The 19599-nt window shown below is 36.7% G+C and carries 11 protein-coding genes and 10 pseudogenes; 13 read left to right on the forward strand and 8 right to left on the reverse strand.

All coding sequences use genetic code 11. The features are described from left to right. Positions 1-211 precede the first annotated feature (211 nt). Together bamJ and cysQ are read left to right on the forward strand one after the other, a co-directional pair. A pseudogene (gene bamJ / locus ARADI_RS10380) lies at positions 212-837 on the forward strand (BamJ family beta-barrel-assembly machinery protein). Positions 838-920: 83 nt separating this feature from the next. Continuing rightward, positions 921-1663: pseudogene (gene cysQ, locus ARADI_RS10385) on the forward strand (3'(2'),5'-bisphosphate nucleotidase CysQ). A 57-nt stretch (positions 1664-1720) separates the two neighbouring features. Here cysQ and ARADI_RS21025 read toward each other — a convergent pair. From ARADI_RS21025 to ARADI_RS21035, 3 genes and pseudogenes are all read right to left on the reverse strand, one after another. Further along, positions 1721-1926 (reverse strand): annotated as a pseudogene (locus tag ARADI_RS21025) (YtfJ family protein). Next, a pseudogene (locus ARADI_RS21030) lies at positions 1886-2062 on the reverse strand (YtfJ family protein); the annotation flags it as partial. The pseudogenes ARADI_RS21030 and ARADI_RS21025, both read right to left, overlap by 41 nt. A gap of 15 nt (positions 2063-2077) precedes the next feature. Further along, on the reverse strand, positions 2078-2236 hold the full coding sequence (locus ARADI_RS21035) for a YtfJ family protein (RefSeq protein WP_369407010.1): 159 nt from the start codon (positions 2234-2236) through the stop codon (positions 2078-2080). A 313-nt stretch (positions 2237-2549) separates the two neighbouring features. Here ARADI_RS21035 and ARADI_RS10395 point away from each other — a divergent pair. The 7 genes and pseudogenes from ARADI_RS10395 to ARADI_RS10420 all read left to right on the forward strand — a co-directional run bounded on the left by ARADI_RS10395 (position 2550) and on the right by ARADI_RS10420 (position 12617). Further along, positions 2550-2803 (forward strand): annotated as a pseudogene (locus tag ARADI_RS10395) (DUF1107 domain-containing protein). Between the two features lie 333 nt (positions 2804-3136). Further along, positions 3137-5176, forward strand: a complete 2040-nt coding sequence (locus ARADI_RS10400; RefSeq protein ID WP_119712015.1) for a M13 family metallopeptidase — start codon at positions 3137-3139, stop codon at positions 5174-5176. 133 nt (positions 5177-5309) lie between these two features. Continuing rightward, positions 5310-5945: pseudogene (locus ARADI_RS18300) on the forward strand (nitrilase-related carbon-nitrogen hydrolase). 69 nt (positions 5946-6014) lie between these two features. Then, the gene (locus ARADI_RS18305) at positions 6015-6314 is read left to right on the forward strand and encodes a carbon-nitrogen hydrolase family protein (protein WP_238149380.1); all 300 of its coding nucleotides are present in this window, start codon (positions 6015-6017) and stop codon (positions 6312-6314) included. Positions 6315-6778: 464 nt separating this feature from the next. Further along, positions 6779-8521 carry an autotransporter assembly complex protein TamA gene (tamA, locus tag ARADI_RS10410; RefSeq protein WP_119712016.1) on the forward strand — a complete coding sequence of 581 codons (1743 nt, stop codon included), beginning with the start codon at positions 6779-6781 and terminating at the stop codon, positions 8519-8521. Next, the gene (gene tamB, locus ARADI_RS10415) at positions 8518-12291 is read left to right on the forward strand and encodes an autotransporter assembly complex protein TamB (RefSeq protein ID WP_119712017.1); all 3774 of its coding nucleotides are present in this window, start codon (positions 8518-8520) and stop codon (positions 12289-12291) included. The genes tamA and tamB overlap by 4 nt, the downstream gene beginning before the upstream one ends. Before the next feature lie 2 nt (positions 12292-12293). Next, positions 12294-12617 (forward strand): gamma-glutamylcyclotransferase family protein, encoded by a 324-nt coding sequence (locus ARADI_RS10420; protein WP_119712018.1) that lies wholly within the window; start codon positions 12294-12296, stop codon positions 12615-12617. Positions 12618-12706: 89 nt separating this feature from the next. On the opposite strand, the gene ppa is transcribed toward ARADI_RS10420, so the two are convergent. The 3 genes and pseudogenes from ppa to argR form a co-directional block, all read right to left on the reverse strand. Then, positions 12707-13237 (reverse strand): inorganic diphosphatase, encoded by a 531-nt coding sequence (gene ppa, locus ARADI_RS10425; RefSeq protein WP_119712019.1) that lies wholly within the window; start codon positions 13235-13237, stop codon positions 12707-12709. A 139-nt stretch (positions 13238-13376) separates the two neighbouring features. Next, a pseudogene (gene fbp, locus ARADI_RS10430) lies at positions 13377-14383 on the reverse strand (class 1 fructose-bisphosphatase). Between the two features lie 168 nt (positions 14384-14551). After that, positions 14552-15022 (reverse strand): annotated as a pseudogene (gene argR / locus ARADI_RS10435) (transcriptional regulator ArgR). Positions 15023-15445: 423 nt separating this feature from the next. On the opposite strand from argR, the gene mdh reads away from it, so the two are divergent. Next, complete coding sequence (gene mdh / locus ARADI_RS10440) at positions 15446-16384, forward strand: malate dehydrogenase (RefSeq protein ID WP_119712020.1); 939 nt, start codon at positions 15446-15448, stop codon at positions 16382-16384. A 58-nt stretch (positions 16385-16442) separates the two neighbouring features. Here the strand turns inward: mdh and ARADI_RS10445 are convergent. Continuing rightward, positions 16443-16718 (reverse strand): annotated as a pseudogene (locus tag ARADI_RS10445) (helix-turn-helix domain-containing protein). 551 nt (positions 16719-17269) lie between these two features. Between ARADI_RS10445 and ARADI_RS10450 the strand changes: the two are divergent. Next, positions 17270-17674 (forward strand): annotated as a pseudogene (locus ARADI_RS10450) (DNA-binding protein). A 20-nt stretch (positions 17675-17694) separates the two neighbouring features. Here ARADI_RS10450 and ispB read toward each other — a convergent pair. Continuing rightward, complete coding sequence (gene ispB / locus ARADI_RS10455; RefSeq protein WP_119712021.1) at positions 17695-18666, reverse strand: octaprenyl diphosphate synthase; 972 nt, start codon at positions 18664-18666, stop codon at positions 17695-17697. Positions 18667-18936: 270 nt separating this feature from the next. On the opposite strand from ispB, the gene rplU reads away from it, so the two are divergent. Both rplU and rpmA read left to right on the forward strand, forming a co-directional pair. Further along, entirely contained in the window at positions 18937-19245 is a 309-nt protein-coding gene (rplU, locus tag ARADI_RS10460; RefSeq protein ID WP_119712022.1) for a 50S ribosomal protein L21, read from the forward strand. 19 nt (positions 19246-19264) lie between these two features. After that, the gene (gene rpmA / locus ARADI_RS10465) at positions 19265-19522 is read left to right on the forward strand and encodes a 50S ribosomal protein L27 (protein WP_119712023.1); all 258 of its coding nucleotides are present in this window, start codon (positions 19265-19267) and stop codon (positions 19520-19522) included. Positions 19523-19599: the final 77 nt, after the last annotated feature.

Below are 19599 nucleotides of genomic sequence, written 5' to 3' on the forward strand. Positions count from 1 at the left end.
TATATTATCATTTATAGAAATTATATTTAGGAATAAAATTTATTTTTCAAATTGAAATCCTAACTTTAGGTTTTTAGTATTATAAAATTAATGAATTGATATAAAATTAGAATATTATTTTTAATTAGATTTATTTTATATGGTTATTTACCCACTTATTTGAGACTGTTATTCTTTATTATTATTTATAATTTAATAAATAGGAGCTGTTATGTCGGATCAGGCATTTGATTCAATTGAAACTCAGGCAAGTTATGGCATTGTTCTTCAAGTTGGTCAACAGCTTTTAGAATCAGGCTTGGAAGGCATTCAGCTAGAAGCTTTACTTGCGGGTTTATGTGATGCATTACATAGTAAAACGCCGGTGGTTCCCTGTTGAAGTTTTGCATAGAGCATTACGAGAGATCCATGAACGCGCGTATGCTCAGCGGCGTGAATTTCAGCAAACTGCGGCGGTGGAAGGATAAATTTTTTTTTGGACAACAATCAGCAATGTGAGGAAGTCAATACTACAGAATCAGGATTACAATTTAGTATATTAAAACATGGTGAAGGCCCGATCCCGGCTAAAGCAGATCGGGTTCGTGTTCATTATACTGGTCGATTAATCGATGGTACGATTTTTGATAGTTCAAAAGATCGAGGGCAACCAGCAGAATTTCCTGTTAATGGTGTTATTGCTGGTTGGATTGAGGCGTTAACATTGATGCCTACAGGATCAAAGTGGCAACTTTATATTCCGCATAATTTAACCTATGGTGAACGTGGTGCTGGCGCGCCGCTATTCCACCTTTTAGCACGTTAATATTCGAAGTTGAATTACTAGAAATTATATAATTAAGTTTTACTTGTCATTGAGTTAGTTGGTGTATTAATAAGATAATTCGATAAATAATTTATGCCGTTTTTCGAGATATGTTATGCTTGAGCAAATATGTGATTTGGCGAAAGAAGCAGGTAGCGCAATTATAACTATCTATGAAAGTGCGCAACAACTTGCTGTTAAGCACAAAAAAGATAGCTCACCGCTGACTGAAGCCGATCTTATTGCTCACCAAATTATTAAAACTGGATTGACAAGTATAACGCCACATATTCCGCTACTCTCTGAAGAAGATCTACCGGCTTGGCAAGAGAGCTGTCATTGGGTAAGCTATTGGTTAGTGGATCCGCTCGATGGAACTAAAGAGTTTATTCATAGGAATGGTGAATTTACCGTTAATATTGCTTTGATTCAGTCGGGTTCTCCTGTTATGGGGATTATTTATGCGCCAGCAAAAGATATGCTTTATGCTAGTGAGCAAGGGGCGGCATGGAAAATAGTGGATGGAGTAAAATAATCACTTCATGTTGCTAATGGCAATTCCCCGCTAATTGTTATTAGCCGTTCTTATCAGGATAAAGAATTGACTGATTATTTAGCGCAAATGGGGCAGCATGAAGTTATGGTGGTGGGTTCTTCACTAAAATTTTGCCTTATTGCTGAAGGCAAAGCACAGCTTTATCCGCGATTTAGTAGGCCCACTCATATTTGGGATATTGCCGCGGGACATGCGATCGCCCAAGCGGCAGGTGCTAAAGTGACGGATTAGTATGGTAGAACATTAGACTATTCCCTAGAGAATCATTTCTTAATCCTGGATTTAGAGTATCAATATTCTAATGGTTTAATTAATTATTTTTTTAATTGTGTTTCAATCAATTTAATAACGTTATTTGTCTATTCAGATGTTAGAGCACCATCTTTAGCAAATAATACATCACCCTTTTTATTTAATACGATGATCGTAGAACTCTTGGGTTTTAGCTGCCAGGTTTTTTTAACTACACCATTATTATCACAATAATTTGAGAAAACGGGAATTCTCGCTTACTGTCTTCAATACTACTGCGGACAAAAAACCGGTTCCAAGAGAATTGTATCATCAGTATTTATTATTGTTGTTGTCTGACATTTTTTCTGATCAAATTTCTTTTGTTTAATTGCCGCTATTAATGGCTCATTGAGCTCTTTAGCGGAAAGGCGCCCGGCAATATGCAGGATCGTTCTTGTTTTGCCAACAAGTTCCTTACTGCTTCAATCTTGATAAAGAAGTTTACCCGTTTCGTTTAACAAAAGTTCACCTCGATCGGTGACAGTTACGGCATGCACCGGCTTATTAATTTGTAAGGTGGCAGTTAATGCAGGAAACGGGTGAGTTAATAAAATTACTATTAGTATGATCTTTTTTAACATAGTACTCTTCGTTAATCTTTTCTAAACTGGTTATTGATGATTATCCTTGTTTATTAGCATAGTTAATCTTAAATATAATGTCTTTGTTATAGAGAGTTGCTTTAGCACATACAGCAAAAGTTGTTAAGGCTTCAAATGAAAAATATTGTAATGATTATTCAAAACTATTTAACTCGTTATCATGTTATGTAAAATCGTTAAATCTTATTGGAAAAGGAGAACTAAAGCTTGTAACCAGAGTCTATGATTATAAAATGTGTCATGAATCACATTTCTGTGACTTCAAGATCAACAAAGGGGAGGAAAAAGTTGAATGAAGATTTTTCACCGTTATAACCCACTGAAGATTGCGCGTTACGTTAAGATATTATTTCGTGGTCGATTGTATATTAAAGATATGGGAGTATTTGAATTTAACAAAGGGGAAAGATATTACCCCCTAGAATTAAAAATAAGCGGCATTTCAACATAATGAATGAAATCAATAAAGAAGTCCTTATCCTCCCAGACAGAAATAGGTTAACTCATCTGATAAGTTGCGCGCCACATCCTCAGTGGCGCAAATAAAATATAAACTAATCATGACCTAATAATTTTAATCCATAAGTTTTACGACAGATCGGATTAGCAAAAAGTGTTTTACTATACTTCGCTTTATTCGCTTCATGTTAAATTTAATGCTTATCAACCTACATTTCATTTTGTGGCTGGCGTTTAATAATTTGGTCTTGGATCTGTCAACAGCGATGTTTTGATTAACATAAAGATTATAACTTTAAACAAAATTAAATTTATGTGTGCATTTTTGTTAAAAAATTGAAGTAGTATATATACTTTATCAGCTTATCAACACTTGTTGATGGAACATATCAATCTCAAAGAAGAGAAAGGTTTTCTCCTATGCAAAAAACTGTTTTAGCACTACTTATTAGTCTGTCTGCTCTGACAGTCTCCTCCTTTGCTGTTGCCAAAGACGTTACTTACGGTGAACAAAAAATCATACTGTCTGATTTCATTTCTCCGGGTAATGATTTTTATCAATATGTTAATCAAGATTGGATAGCTAGTACAAAAATCCCAGCTGGAATGTCACGTATTAATTCCTTTGTTGAGTTATATCTCAAAACAGAAAAACAGCTGCAAGCACTGATAAATAAACTTGAAGTTCAACCGGAAAGTGAGCTTAATCACAATCAACGCAATATTCGTAATCTTTATCGCAGTTATTTAAATGAAACGGCAGTTGAAAAAACAGGTTTAACGCCGGTAAAAAATGCCCTGAATGCTATCAAGCAGGCGAAAACGCACGCTGATATTACTAATTTGATGGCAAAACCAGGTTATATGCCATTTATTTCCTATTGGGTTGGATTGGATGCAAAAGTACCTGATACATATGTTCTTTATCTGGGACAAGGTGGTTTAGGCCTACCAAATAGAAATTACTATCTTGATAACACTAAACAGATGGAAACTATCCGTCACGATTACGTCGCTTATATTGCCACTATTCTACATTTAGCGGGAGCAGGTGAAAAAGAAGCACAGTTAAAGGCTAAGCAGATTTTTGCGCTAGAAAAATCGTTAGCAAAAGTTCATTGGACACCAGAAGTTGAACGTGACACGTTGAAAAATTATCATCCGATGACGCTTAGCCAACTGAAAAAGTTTACGTCAGATTATCAATGGCAGGGGTTTATTCAACAATGGAAACTTTCAGATGAACAGTTAGCGAAAGTTATTGTAGAAAATGATAGTGCAGTTGAACAGCTGGCAAAAATATTGGCTGATACCCCGCTATCTACCCTACAAAACTACTTGGTTTTCCATTATCTGAGTAGTAAAGCCAATTATTTGAATCAAGAGTTTTATGATGCTCGATTTAATTTTTATTCAACTCGATTAAATGGTATTAAACAGCAGCGTTCACGTAAAGAACGGGCATTACAAGTCGTAAATAAATTACAAGGGGAGCAGTTGGGGCAACTTTATGTTGCAACATATTTTGATCCTGATGCTAAGAATAAGATCCAAAATCTGGTGAGTTATGTTAAAGGAACGTTTAAAGCACGTTTGCAAAATAATGACTGGATGGATAAACGGACTTGCCAAGAAGCTCTCAAAAAGCTTAACCAATTTACGGTTAAAATTGGTTACCCTGAAAAATGGCATGATTTTAGTACGCTGTATTTGCAACCAGATACATTATTCGACAATTATCTGCAAGTACAAAACTGGCTCTATCAAGATAATATGAGACGAGTCGGAGATAAAGTCAGAAAGTGGGAATGGGGGATGACGCCACAAACAATTAACGCTTACTATAATCCAGTTCAGAATGAAATTGTTTTCCCGGCGGCTATTTTGCAAGCGCCATTTTTTGATCAAAATGCTGATCCTGCTTATAACTATGGTGCCATTGGTGCGGTGATCGGGCATGAGATGGGACATGGCTTTGACGATCAAGGCCGTCTTTATGACGGAACAGGGCAATTAAGAAACTGGTGGTCAACGGCTTCGCAGCAGCATTTTAAAGAAAAAACCGCCAAACTTATTAAGCAGTATAATGGGTTTAAAATTGATGGTTTAGCTGTTAACGGTAAACTTACCCTAGGTGAAAATATTGGTGATTTCGGTGGATTAAATATTGCCCTCAATGCTTATAAGCAATTTTCTAAAGAGCATTATCTGAATGGTGAACCGCCGATTATCGATGGAATGACGGGACTACAACGCTTTTTTATAGCCTGGTCCAGAACTTGGCGCGAGTTAGCTAATAAAGAATCAGAGCGTAATAAGATTATGGCTGATCCCCATAGTCCTAATCCCTATCGCGCCAACGGTGTGGTACGCAATATGGATGATTGGTATACAGCATTTTATGTAGAAAAAGAGCATAAGCTTTATCTGGCACCTAAAGATCGAATCCGTATCTGGTAGACTTTCAATATCAGGCTCTATAGCGTAGAGCCTGATAAACTTGCTGCTTTCGGGTAATAACGTTAGAAACACTTCATTTGTATAATCGCAAACATAAACGATATGTGATATTCAACTATGAGGTGAATGAATAATGGATAAATCGATCACCGTTGCTTGTGTACAGGCAGTTCTTGTATTTATGGATTTGGAAGGAACTATTGATAAAACTATCGATTTAATAAAAGAAGCGGCTAGTAGAGGGGCGGAATTGATCACTTTTCCGGAAAATTGGCTACCTGGTTATCCTTGGTTTCTTTAGTTGGACTCATCTGCTGCATTAACTCCATTGGTTTATCAATATTATCAAAATTCTTTAGTATTAGGCAGTGAACAGGCAAAGCGTATCGCTTCGGTCGCTAAAGAGAATAATATTTGGTTGCTATTGGGTTTGAGTGAAGAAGATCATGGGACGCTTTATATGGCTCAATGGCTCATCAGTAATACAGGGGAAACGGTCGGTGTGCGGCGAAAACTTAAACCAAGTCATGTTGAGCGCACTCTATTTGGTGAAAGTGATGGTTCATCGCTAAAAACGTTTACCACTGAATTAGGTGTGATTGGTGCATTGTGTTGTTGGGAACACATACAACCGTTAACGCGTTATATTATGTATGCTCAGCATGAGCAAATTCATATTGCGTCTTGGCCTAGTTTTAGCCTTTATCGCGATATAACAGCTGCTTTGAGCCCTGAAGTCAATATCGCGCTTTTACGACCTATGCAGTAGAAGGGCAATGTTTTGTTATTGCACCGTGTGCCATTGTGTCAGAGCAGATAATTGAACAGTTATGTACAGATGAAACTAAACCGGAACTTGTTAAAAGCAGGTGGCGGCTATGCACGTATATTCCGTCCAGATGGCAGTGAGCTAACAACCCCCTTGGCAAAAAATGATGAAGGATTACTGTTAGCTACGCTTGGCTCTGCTTCAATTACCTTCGCCAAAGCGATCGCCACTCCGGTCTGGCATTATTTACGTCCAGACGTAACTAGCTTATTATTTAATCCTGCGGCTAATCGCCCGTTATCGATTAAATCCGCTTCTTTTATTGAACTAATAGATACAAAACAGATTGTATTGCCATGGAATGAGTAAGTTCAGGTAAATTAGAATATTATGACTGTTAATTGAACGAATGTAGTGATCAATTTTAATATATCCATTTGACTGTAGTTATCTGTTTTAACAGTGAGATAGCGACTAAAATTTGTGGTTAGGCGGTAATTATTTTTTCAGTCTATCTTCTATTTATATGCCTTTCTAAACTTTTTTATGGTTAAGAAAATTTTTTGCATTTCGTTTTTTTGCAAGAAAGTTGCTATTTTTTAATAAGGGGTATTTTGCGTATAAATTTTGGCTTGACGGTATAAAAATAAACAGACCGATAGTCTTATCAGTTAAAAATGTTTTAGCGTGCTATTTAATAGTCATTATTGTGGCTTAAATGGACAGAGGAAGATTGCATTATTTATTATTAATGTCTTGTATATCTTGTTTAATTTAACCAAAATAAGTGAGTTTTTTATCGTTATAAAGTCTATTTTCCATTAGGAGTTGGCGTGCCAAGATATTCTTTGCTTTGTTTTCTTTGTATGTCGATGTTAGTGTCAGTTGCCAATGGTGCCAATCTTCGTTTAAAAGTTGAAGGATTGACAGGAAAACTTGAAAAAAACGTTCGTATTCAGTTCTCAAATATCACTCAGGATGAAATTGCCCCAGATGGCTGTTTCCAGGTTAGAGTTGATAAAGCAATTCGTTTAGGGTTAAGGCCGTTAGGTTATTATGAACCCACCATTGAATTCTCTTATCAGGCATTTAAGCCTCCTTCTCGACCCGTTTTGACAGCCAAAGTTAATCCTGGAAAACCTGTTCATGTTGAAAATGTTAGTATAACGTTAAATGGGGCGGCTAAATATGATAAAGACTATGCGGAAATGATAGCTCGCAATACGCCACCAAAAGGAATTATTCTTAATCATGGCGATTATGAAGATTTGAAACAGGGATTTAGTCGACTGGCGGTGCGTAAAGGTTATTTTGATGCAGAAATGGAGAAAAGTCAGTTAGGCGTTTCATTGGCTCACAGGGCTTCTTACTGGATATTTGATTTCAATAGTGGCGAGCGTTATCGCTTCGGTGCCATCAAATATGAAGGCTCTCAAATTCGTGAAGATTATTTAAATAATATTGTTCCCTTTAAACAAGGAGACTATTATGCATCTGAACAATTGGCTGAATTTAATCAACGGTTAGTCAATACCGGTTGGTTTAATTCTGCAATTGTTACCCCTGATATTACTAAAGCTCGTGAAAAAGGCACGCATATTCTGCCAATGGACGCAGTATTAACGCCACGTGAGCGTAATCATGTTGAATTAGGTGGTGGTTATTCGACCGATGTAGGTCCTCGAGTCAAAGCTACTTGGAATAAACCCTGGATTAACTCTAGAGGACAGAGCTTCACTTCCAGCCTTAGTCTTTCGCAACCGGAACAAATTATTGATGTCAGCTATAAGATTCCGCTAAAAAAGAGTCCATTAGAACAATATTATGCCGTTCAGGCGGGCTTTAAACGAACTGATCTAAATGATACTCAGTCTGATACCACAACCCTGAATTTATTAAGGAATTGGGATTATTATAAAGGTTGGCAATATGGCGTTAATTTGCGCTGGAGTCTTAACCATTTTACCCAGGCAAATATAACCAATACTACCATGCTTCTGTATCCTGGAGCCAGCTTTAGCCGGATACGAAAACGAGGTGGTGCTATGCCCTATTGGGGGGATAGCCAGCGATATACTATTGATATTTCTAATACTACTTGGGGTTCAGATATCGATTTTATGGTATTACAAGCACAAAATGTTTGGATAAGAACACCCTGGAAAGGGCATCGTTTTGTGGTAAGAAGCCATCTTGGTTGGATAGAAACTAATCGATTTGACAAAGTCCCACCTGATCTGCGTTTTTTTGCTGGTGGTGATAGCAGTATTAGAGGTTATGGTTATCAAAAAATTTCACCCACCAATAGCCAAGGAAAATTAACCGGTGCTTCAAAATTAGCCGTTGGCTCACTGGAATATCAATATAATGTGACAGGTAACTGGTGGGGCGCAATATTTGTTGATGGTGGTGAGGTGGTAAATGATTTTAGTAAATATGATTTTAAAGTTGGCGCTGGTGTTGGTATTCGCTGGGTTTCACCGGTTGGGTCTATTAAACTGGATATTGCTGCGCCGGTCGGTAATCCTGATCATAGCAAAGTACAATTTTATATTGGGTTAGGTGCTGAGCTATGAAATGGGTAAAACGCATTAGCTTGGTCTTATTGTTTTTGTTACTAATATTATTAACGATGATTGGTTGGATAGTTACCACCCAATCAGGCTTACATTTTGCCCTTAATACGGCAGTGCGTTGGTTACCAGGATTAGAAATTGCGACCATTTCCGGTGGCTGGAGTGATTTAAATTTGCTGGGAGTTCGTTATCGAACTAAGGGTATTAATATTGATGTTGATAAGTTTAATCTTTCACTCCAAGTTAACTGTTTAAAACGTTTTCAATTGTGTGTTAATAATATTTCAACTGACAGCGTCGATGTTAAGATTGATAGCAAAGCCTTTCCATCTGCCGAAGAGCCAGCTAACTCAACTCCATTGACAAAATTGTCAACGCCCTATCCTATTTTGTTAAATCAGTTAACACTAAAAAATATCAATATTCAGCTCGATAACAGCCAGATTTCGCTGGCTGAATTAACCATGGCGGCTGATTGGCAAGCTAACCTGTTAACAATTAAACCAACGACAATTAATGGATTAGTGGTTAATTTGCCAAAAACTTTAGTGGAAGAAAATAAAGCGACAGCAAAAGCAGTAATAAAAACCAGCGATGAGGTAACCGATAAATCACTTATGGAAACATTAAAAGTAGTGTTTGCTGAACCCTTATTGGCTAACTTACCTGAAGTCGTTTTACCTATCGATATTAATATCGAGCAGATCCGAGGGGTAAGCTGGCATTTAAGTGGTGATACTAAAGTAGCAATTGATAATTTGACATTAATAGCCAGCGTACAAAATCAGCAGATAGGTATAAAACAATTTGTTGTTGTGTTACCTGAAGGTAAGATCACTATCACCGGTGATGCTAATTTGGCTCAGCAGTGGCCGGTCAATATTGCTGTTCAAGCTGAATCCTATCTTAACGATCTTAAAGGGCAACAAGTTGATTTAAAACTGGAGGGGGCTTTATTACAACAGCTTAAATTAATGTTAAGTTTAACGGGTCCCATCAAGGCTAATTTAGTCGCTGAAGCAGCCTTATCACAGGCAAGATTGCCAATTCAATTAACCTTAGAGAGTCAGCAGCTTAATTGGCCACTACAAGGCGAGCCAGAATATCGTTTAAAAAATCTGCGTTTACGTTTGAATGGTATGGTAACAGGGTATGATCTCTCATTCCGAACTGATATTAATGGACGGAATTTGCCACCGACGTTGTTAACGCTTGATGCTAAAGGGAATGAAGAACAGTTTCGGTTAACGCGTTTGCGATTGAATGCGTTGCAGGGAAAAACAGAATTAACCGGTATTATCGATTGGAGTAAAGCGATAAGTTGGAATGGGTTATTAACTTTATCCGATATTAATACTGCAAAACAGTGGCCACAATGGCCAGCTAAATTGCAGGGTAAAATCGTCACGACTGGCAGTTTACATAGTGGTAGCTGGCAATTAAAAATTCCTGAAATTACCTTTGATGGTAATGTAAAAGGTAATTCATTACGCACACGCGGACAGATAAGTGGCAATGCCGCAGGTCAATGGAACATTCCTGTTTTCAATATCTTACTCGGACGCAACAAATTAGATATTAATGGACATCTGAGTGATAGCTGGCAATTAGATGGGATAATTGATGCGCCAGCTCTCGATGGTGTATTACCTGGTTTAGCCGGAGTAATAAAAGGACAATTAAAATTACGAGGTGATTTAAAGTCACCTCAATTACTGATTGATATCGCAGCTCATAGCGTTAAATTGCAAAATAGCTTAGCTATCGATAAAGCAACTATTCAAGGTGATATCCGTTCTGATAAACAGATCCGTGGTCAACTAACCGCTGCTGTTCAGCAGTTGAAACAGGCAAATTTAGTTGTTCATAATTTCACCTTGGATGCTAAAGGTAATGAACAGCAGCATAGTGTTAGCATCAATATCGATGGAAAACCCATTTTAGGTCACTTAACCTTGAAAGGCAGTTTTGATCAACAGAAAGCGTTATGGCAAGGTGTGTTAGATAATACGTTATTTAACACCCCGATCGGTGAATGGCAGTTAAGTCGGGCGGTATCGATTGAGTATGCCAATCAGCAACAGGAAGTGATAGTTTCTCCTCATTGTTGGTTAAATACTAAAGGGTGCTTGTGTTTGTCTAAAACGGCTAAAATTGGTAAATCCGGTAATGCAGATATTCTGCTACAGCAGTTTGATTTAGCACTACTCAAACCTTTTTTGCCAGCGGAAACTCAGCTAACTGGCAGTTTTGATGGTGATGAAAAAGCGAGTTGGTATGCCGATGGATATTCACCGCAGGTAAAAGTAAATTTGTATGGTAATAGCGTGAAAATCAAGCAATTGATTGAAGGGTCGTTGTTACCCGTTGAATTTCAAACGCTAAGCTTAAATGCAGATATGAGTAATGGTAAGGCAGTATTACAGTGGTTAATACAAATTACCAATAATGGTAAATTTTCAGGCAATATACGGATTGACGATCTGGAACAAAGTCGTAGATTATCAGGTAGTATTAATATTAACGATATTTCATTAGCCTTAATTCGTCCTATTTTAAGTAATGGTGAAAGGTTAGATGGCAATTTTAATGCCGATTTAAGGTTATCTGGCAATATGAAGCAGCCGTTATTAAATGGTAATTTGGCGCTTTCTAATGTAACAGCAAAAGGACACTGGTTTCCATTTGATATCAATCAGGGTTTCCTCAAACTAGATTTTATGGGAACTCGCTCTCAATTGACAGGACTTATTAACACACCTGAAGGTTATTTGAAGTTAGTTGGAGAAGCCGATTGGCGTAATATTAAAGCCTGCCAAGCGAGAATTTCTGCTACAGGTAACAAATTGCGGATAACATTATCGCCAATGGTTCGTATTGACGTGGAGCCGGATATTGTTTTTGAAGCTACGCCTAATTTATTAAGTCTCAATGGCAATGTAAATATTCCTTGGGCACGTATTACGGTACAAGAATTACCAGAATCAGCAGTAGGCGTTTCATCAGATGAGGTGATGTTAGATGCAAATTTACATCCAATTGAGAAAAAAGGTATATCAATTCCGATATTAACTAATCTACAGATTAAAATTGGAAATGATGTTCGTTTGGATGCATTTGGCTTAAAAGCGCGATTAATAGGAATATTGAAAGTTATCCAAGATAAGCAAGGGCTGGGTTTAAATGGCCAGATTGATATTCCTGAAGGTCGATTTCATGCATATGGGCAAGATCTTATTGTGCGCAAAGGACAAATTTTATTTTCCGGCCCCGTTGATCAGCCATTCTTAAATGTAGAAGCAATCCGCAATTCGGATAGTACCAATGATAATGTGATTGCGGGGCTAAGAGTTACAGGCTTGGCTGATAAGCCAAAAGCAACGATTTTCTCTGAGCCAGTTAAATCGCAGGAAGAAGCTCTGTCTTACTTACTGAGAGGTGAAGGGTTAAATCGTAGTGGCGCAGATAGTACTCATATGGCTGCTTTGCTGGTTAGTTTAGGAGTTTTCAAGAGTGGAAAATTATTGGGAAGTATTGGTGAAACATTTGGTGTTTCCGACTTAGCATTAGATACTCAGGGCGTTGGTGACCAATCTCAAGTTGTCGTGAGTGGTAATATAACTAATGATTTGCAAGTTAAATATGGTGTAGGGATATTTAATTCTCTTGCTACATTAACGCTACGCTATCGTTTGATGCCAAAATTGTATCTAGAAGCTGTGTCTGGCGTGGACCAGGCACTAGATCTGCTTTATCAGTTTGAGTTTTAATTATGCGTATAATTGTTTATGGTAGTTTAAGGCGTAATCAGGGAAATCATCATTGGATGACCTATGCTCAACTGTTAGGAGAGTATAGGTTGGAAGGTTATGAGATTTATGACTTAGGTTATTACCCTGTAGTAATACGTGGTGAAGGGACGATAGAGTGTGAGGTTTATTGTATTACACCATCCATTTTGACTGAACTTAATGAATTAAAAAGGAATTATCAGGATTATGAAAAAAAGTTGATACCTACACCTTATGGTAATGCATGGATTTATCTTTATAAACTTTCGGTAGATGGTTTACGCCGAATTGAAAGTGGTGATTGATTAAAGCGTGATGGAAAAAGCAAATAAATATTTCTAATCAAATCCCATTTATCGCTGATAAAGGGGATCTAATTAAAACTCTATGATGGTTATTTTTTAGCTGCGCGTTCAAAAGAAGAAAGAATTTCAGCTTTTGCCGCATCAGCATTTTCCCAACCTTCCACTTTTACCCATTTGCCTTGTTCTAAATCTTTATAGTGTTCAAAGAAATGTTTAATTTGAGCACGCAATAATTCAGGTAAATCGTTAATATCTTTAATATGATCATATTTTTTAGTTAATTTAGAATGAGGCACCGCAACTAATTTTGCATCTTCACCCGATTCATCCGTCATTTTTAATACCCCGATTGGGCGACAACGAATTACTGCTCCTGATTGTAGTGGATAAGGTGTTGGAACTAAAACATCAACGGGATCGCCATCCAGGGAGAGAGTATGATTGATATAACCATAATTACAGGGATAAAACATAGCGGTAGACATAAAACGATCGACAAAAATAGCGCCAGATTTTTTATCTACTTCATATTTTATCGGATCCGCATTCGCGGGAATTTCTATAATAACATAGATATCTTCAGGCAGTTCTTTCCCTGCCAGTACATTATTTAGGCTCATAAAAAATATCCTTTATTTAAAGCTAAAAATTGAGTAGCCGTTATTATAGGCGTAAACGAAACAAAAACTCACTATCACTATAAAAATAAGCTTAACAATAAAGGCCGGATCGTTTGCCTTTATTGCATAGGATAGGATGTTATTCATTAACTGAAAATTCAAGCATAAAGCTTTCGGCTTTTTCTACCATAGATTTTGTTCCAACAAAGAAAGGTACACGTTGATGTAGTTGTTCTGGGACGATATCTAAAATTCGATTAGTCCCATCACTTGCTTTACCTCCTGCCTGTTCGGCTAAAAAGGCGATCGGATTGCATTCATATAGCAAGCGTAATTTACCTTTAGGGTGACTTGCCGTACTTGGATAAATATAAATCCCACATTTTAGTAAATTTCGATGAAAATCTGCCATCAAAGAGCCAATATAGCGGGTGGTATAAGGGAGAAGCGTTGCGGGATCTTGTTCCTTGCAATATTTTATATATTTTTTACCACTAATGGAAATTTACTATAATTTCCTTCATTGATTGAACACATATTGCCTTGTGGTGGAAACATCACTTTTTCGTGAGATAGACAGAAGACGCCTAGAGAAGGATCATAGGTAAAGCATGTACACCATAACCGGTTGTGTAAACCAGCATGATTGGAGAATCATAGACAACGTAGCCGGCAGCGACTTGTTGATGGCCCGGTTGTAAAAAATCTGCTTTAGTAACAGATTCGCCAATTGGTGTAATACGGCGGTAAATAGAGAAAATAGTTCCACCGGAAACATTTACATCAATATTTGATGAACCGTCCAATGGATCCATTAGCACAACATATTTGGCATTTTCTGCCTGATCACCAGCAAAAATAACGATTTCGTCTTCTTCTTCGGAGACAATACCAGCAACCTCTCCTCGCGCTTTTAAAGCGGCTTTTAATTTTTGATTAGCGTATAAGGTCAAGTTTCATTTGAACTTCGCCTTGAACATTAGAGGCACCACTTGCGCCTAAAATATCCACCAAACCGGCTTTATTAATATCGCGGGGAATGATTTTTGCATCTAATTTAATTGCTGATAATAATGCAGTAAGTTCACCTGTAGCATGAGGAAAATCATGTTGTTTTTCAACGATAAATTCGTCTAATGTTTTCATAACCAAGGCTCTGAGTCTAATTTTATAGAGATTTTGTAAAGAATAGTGTTCCTTGTGTGCGTGCAGTTTAGCTAAATTAGGTCAAGATTAATAGTTGGATTATTTTTACTGATCAAGAGAACGATTCATTTCATATTATCGCGCTGATCAGCACGATAACTTTGGCTTTTACAACTCTTGTTTAAACAAATTCAAGATGGCTTCATAAAGTTGTTCGGTGGAAAATCCCAAGGTTGGGGTAGAAAAAATGGTATCATCGCCGGCGATACTACCTAAAATTCCTTCTGAAGTTCCTAACGAATCTAATAAATGAGTAATGAGCTGTGCAGCGCCAGGACTAGTACAAATAACCACAATTGATTGATTCTAGCTAACATCTAATACTAAATTTTTTAGCGGGCTAGTTATTGTGGGAACAACCAGTTCAGCAGGTAGGCAATAAACCATTTCCATTTTAGCATTACGGTTACGCACCGCACCAAACTTTGTCAACATTCTGGAAATTTTTGACTGGTTTATATTTTCAAAGCCTTGCTCTTGAAGTGCAGTAACAATTTCACTTTGGTAGCTAAATTTTTCTTCCTTGAGTAAAGCTTTAAAAGCTTTCACGAGATCTTCTTGTTTAGAAGAAACATACATAAATCACCTTTTTCAAGACGTTAAGTAGAGCGATATTATGTATAAAGGTGATGAATTTTTATGCAACAAGCAGTTCTAGCCTGTTGCTATGAAAATAATAAAAATAGTAATAATAAAAATTATTAGTTAGTTATTTGCCTACTTTGTGGAAATTAGCAATAAATTATTGTTTAAAAAATAATGTTATTTATAAAAAATGGCAGTCGTGTCTCTACATTATGCTGCTACCTAAGCAATATTAAAAAAGCGCCCCTTATCGTATTAGTCGATAAGAATTTTATTTAAAATGAAAGAAAAAATTTACAAGATTTATTTATTAACAAGAATTAATCGTAATTAATAGACTGTGTTATGAATAACGTATGTAATAGGTTTAAAATTTTTAAGCCATTTCGAAATGTCATCATATAAAGGAGTATCAGCATGAAATTAGCTATTCTTGGAGCGGCAGGTGGTATCGGCCAAGCACTTGCACTTCTTCTTAAAAACCAGCTTCCATCAGGCTCAGAGCTTTCTCTTTATGATATTGCTCCTGTGACCCCTGGTGTTGCTAAAGATTTAAGCCATATTCCAACAGATGTAAAGGTAATTGGTTTTGCTGGTGAAGATCCGACACCCGCACTTGACGGTGCTGATGTAGTATTAATTTCGGCAGGTGTTGCCAGGAAACCCGGTATGGATCGCTCAGATTTGTTTAATATCAATGCCGGTATCGTTCGTAATCTGATTGAAAAAGTTGCTCAAAGTTGTCCTAAGGCGTTAATTGGTATTATTACTAATCCGGTTAATACTACTGTTCCGATAGCAGCAGAAGTATTAAAAAAGGCCGGCGTGTATGATAGAAACCGATTATTTGGGGTAACAACCTTAGATATTATTCGTTCTAATACTTTTATTGCTGAATTAAAAGGTAAAAAACCTCAAGAAATCGAAGTGAAGGTTATTGGCGGTCATTCTGGCGTAACGATCCTAACGTTACTCTCTCAAATTGCCAATGTTAGCTTTACCGAGCAGGAAGCTGAGGAGCTAACTAAGCGTATCCAAAATGCAGGCACTGAAGTTGTTGAAGCAAAAGCTGGTGGCGGATCAGCGACACTTTCTATGGGCCAAGCTGCTGCACGTTTTGGTTTATCATTAATTGACGCTTTAAATGGTAAAGAAAATATAATCGAGTGTGCATATGTGGAAAGTGATGGTGAATATGCTCGTTTTTTTGCTCAGCCAATACGTTTAGGCAAAAATGGGATTGAAGAAAGATTACCTATTAATATTATGAATAAATTTGAAAAAAATAAATTGGAAAATATGTTAGAGACACTCAATAAAGATATTAAATTAGGCGAAGATTTTATTAATAAATAATATTATTAACTTCATTAAATAATAAACAGCAGATATGAGTCTGCGGTTTATTTATAATTTATTCGTTATTTTTGTTAGTAGGCCGACGAATATTTCGCTCTAATAATTCTCCTGTATTGAAATCGTAATAACGGCTTGGCCATATTTTAGAAGGATGCAGATTTAAAAAGTTTTCAATTACCCATTCTCTTTTTGGCTAGGGCCGAGATAATGCATTGGTTAGTGTTGAAGAGCTTAAACCTGCTTGTCTTGATATAGCTGCTAATGTTGTTCCGCGTTTTCTTAGCGCTGCAATAATATCCGCAGGATGCCAATCAGATTTCTGTGAAATCATTTTTAATCTTTTTTCTATTAAATATATTGCTGTATTAGTGGTATAAATAACAGATAGTTCTGACATGTACTTCGAACTAGAAATTGTTATTAGAAATAAAATAACATTTTTTCTTTAATAGTTTATTATTTTTTCTTAAAAATCTCTTTTTTGAATTTGATTACAAAAAATAGAGAAATTTTACAGATATTTTAAGAAATATAGTGAGGCTCTCTTCAATTTATTAGGAGTATAAATAATTAATTCTAGTTATGTTAATGCAGTATAATAGAATGACAAAAATAAAAATCTTTAATTTATATTAATTTCTTAGAGTTAATATTTATAAAATAATTTGTCTGATATTAATAGAAAAAATTAGTTAATAATGATAGTTAAAAGGAGAACAATATTTGCAAGAGATAAAAAAAGAAATAACCCTACAATTTTATTCAATGCTTTTTCTATGATTAGAAAATTGGGAGGATTTTAAAAGAAAAAAACAATCTAAAAGGCCACCATTTTTAACAATTAGATTTGCAGAATTAGGTTATGTATTAATACCAAAAGTGATGCGAGAAAATTATGAAAAAAAATGGGATACCGCGAAAGAACTCGCTGGATTGGTTGGTTTGCCTTCGTCACCACATGGTATCAACCTAATGGCTCGCAGGGAAGGATGGGAGCAACGTCGAAAACATGGGGTTTAAGGCAAAGCTGTTGAATATCATTTTAGTAGTCTACCTGAAGATATATTTAATGTATTATCGCTAAATGATAACTCTATTGATTATCGCGGCAAAGGAAAACGGCAAGATGCTTTTTTAATTTGGGTTGAAGCTTATAAACAATTAACAAAAAAAGAGCGTGAAAAGATTATTAAATTTATTTTATGGGAAGGATTAGAAAAGTTAATTGGTTATATCAATTGTTATGAAGCGATATTGGTAGAAGAAGATAACTCTGGAACAGGATGAGCTGTTCCAGAGAAGCTTTATTACGAGGGGCGTTGAACGGAAATGCAAGCCAAGCTGATTAGAGCATCTTTATAAGATGTATCAGGTAAGATATCGAGAGCTTTAATTGCTTTATCAGCCTCCTCTCTAGCTCGGCTGCGGGTATATTCAAGAGAGCCACAGCGTTTCATGGTAATTAATATGATACTGAGTAAATGGCGCCCATTACCTTTTTCTATTGAGTTACGAATAAGTGCAGATTCTTCTGCGGTGCCTTTTTTCATTGCATGAAGTAGAGGTAGTGTTAGTTTTCCTTCATCCAAATCATCGCCAATATTTTTGCCAATAGTGGTACTATCCGCGTCATAATCCAGAAGATCATCAATCAGTTGGAAGGCAGTACCAAGATAACGGCCATAATTTCGTAAGGCTTGCTGTTGGATTTCATTGGCACCTGATACGATCGCTGATGCGTGAGTCGCTGCTTCAAATAGGCGTCCAGTTTTGCTATATATTATTTGCATATAGGTACTTTCGGTGATGTCTGGATTATTACAATTGATTAATTGTGAAACCTCACCTTCTGCGATGATATTTGTTGCATCAGACATCAGCTTTAAAACAGGCATAGAATCAAGCTCTGTCATCATTTGAAATGATCGGGTATAAATAAAGTCTCCTACTAATACACTGGCAGCATTACCAAAAACAGCATTTGCTGTTTTTTTACCGCGCCGCAAGGTAGACTCATCAACAACATCATCATGTAGTAGTGTTGCGGTATGAATAAATTCAACCAATGCCGCTACATTAATGTGTTTTTCTCCTTGATATCCTAAAGCCTTTCCAACCAGGATAGCAATCATGGGCCGAATTTTTTTCCCGCCCCCTCTAATGATATAGTAACCCAGCTGATTAATGAGATGGACATCTGAATTTAATTGATTCAAGATTGTTTTATTAACCGCTTTCATGTCTTTTGCGGTTAGATTGATGATTGATTCTAAATTCATTTTATAAATTTGGTTTTACCTAAATATAATATTTAGTCAAGAGATTTCGTACTGTTAATCTGCCGCTAACGCTAATTGTACTGTAAAATTAATTACAAATGAACGGCTACGGAATAAATACACTTCAGAAAGTAGATTTTTATTATTAGATTGAATTCTAGGCTTGTCTTCTGATGCTTTTTTGCGTATAATGCTCGCCCTATTGTGACATATTTATAAAATGCACTCTGAAATCAAATATGCTAAGGGAGTGTCTTAAGCGGAGTTTATATGTACGCGGTTTTCCAAAGTGGTGGTAAACAACACCGGGTCAGTAAAGGCCAAACAGTTCGCCTGGAAAAGCTAGATATTGCGACAGGTGAGACTGTTGAGTTCGATCGAGTATTGATGATCGCCGACGGTGATGATATTAAAATCGGTGCTCCTGTCGTTGGAGGCATCAAAGTTAAAGCTGAAGTTATTGCGCATGGTCGCGGTGAGAAAATTAAAATTGTTAAATTTCGTCGCCGTAAACATAGCCGTAAACAACAGGGCCACCGTCAGTGGTTTACTGATGTTAAGATCACTGGTATTGCTTAAGAATTAAGAGAGCAGATTAATGGCACATAAAAAGGCTGGCGGCTCAACGCGTAACGGTCGCGATTCTGAAGCAAGGCGTCTAGGTGTAAAACGTTTTGGTGGTGAATCTGTATTGGCAGGTAGCATTATTATTCGTCAGCGTGGCACTAGATTCCATGCTGGTAGTAATGTTGGTTGTGGTCGCGATCATACCCTATTTGCATTGGCTGACGGAAAAGTTAAATTTGAAATTAAAGGACCAAAAAATCGTAAATATGTCAGTATCAAAGCTGAATAAGTTTTTTTTGATCTTTAAATAGCGTTTAAAAAAGCCCTGCAATTTTGCGGGGCTTTTTATATTAGCTTATGTGATAC

Origin of the sequence: Arsenophonus endosymbiont of Aleurodicus floccissimus, from assembly GCF_900343025.1 — a bacterium.
Classification (GTDB): domain Bacteria; phylum Pseudomonadota; class Gammaproteobacteria; order Enterobacterales; family Enterobacteriaceae; genus Arsenophonus.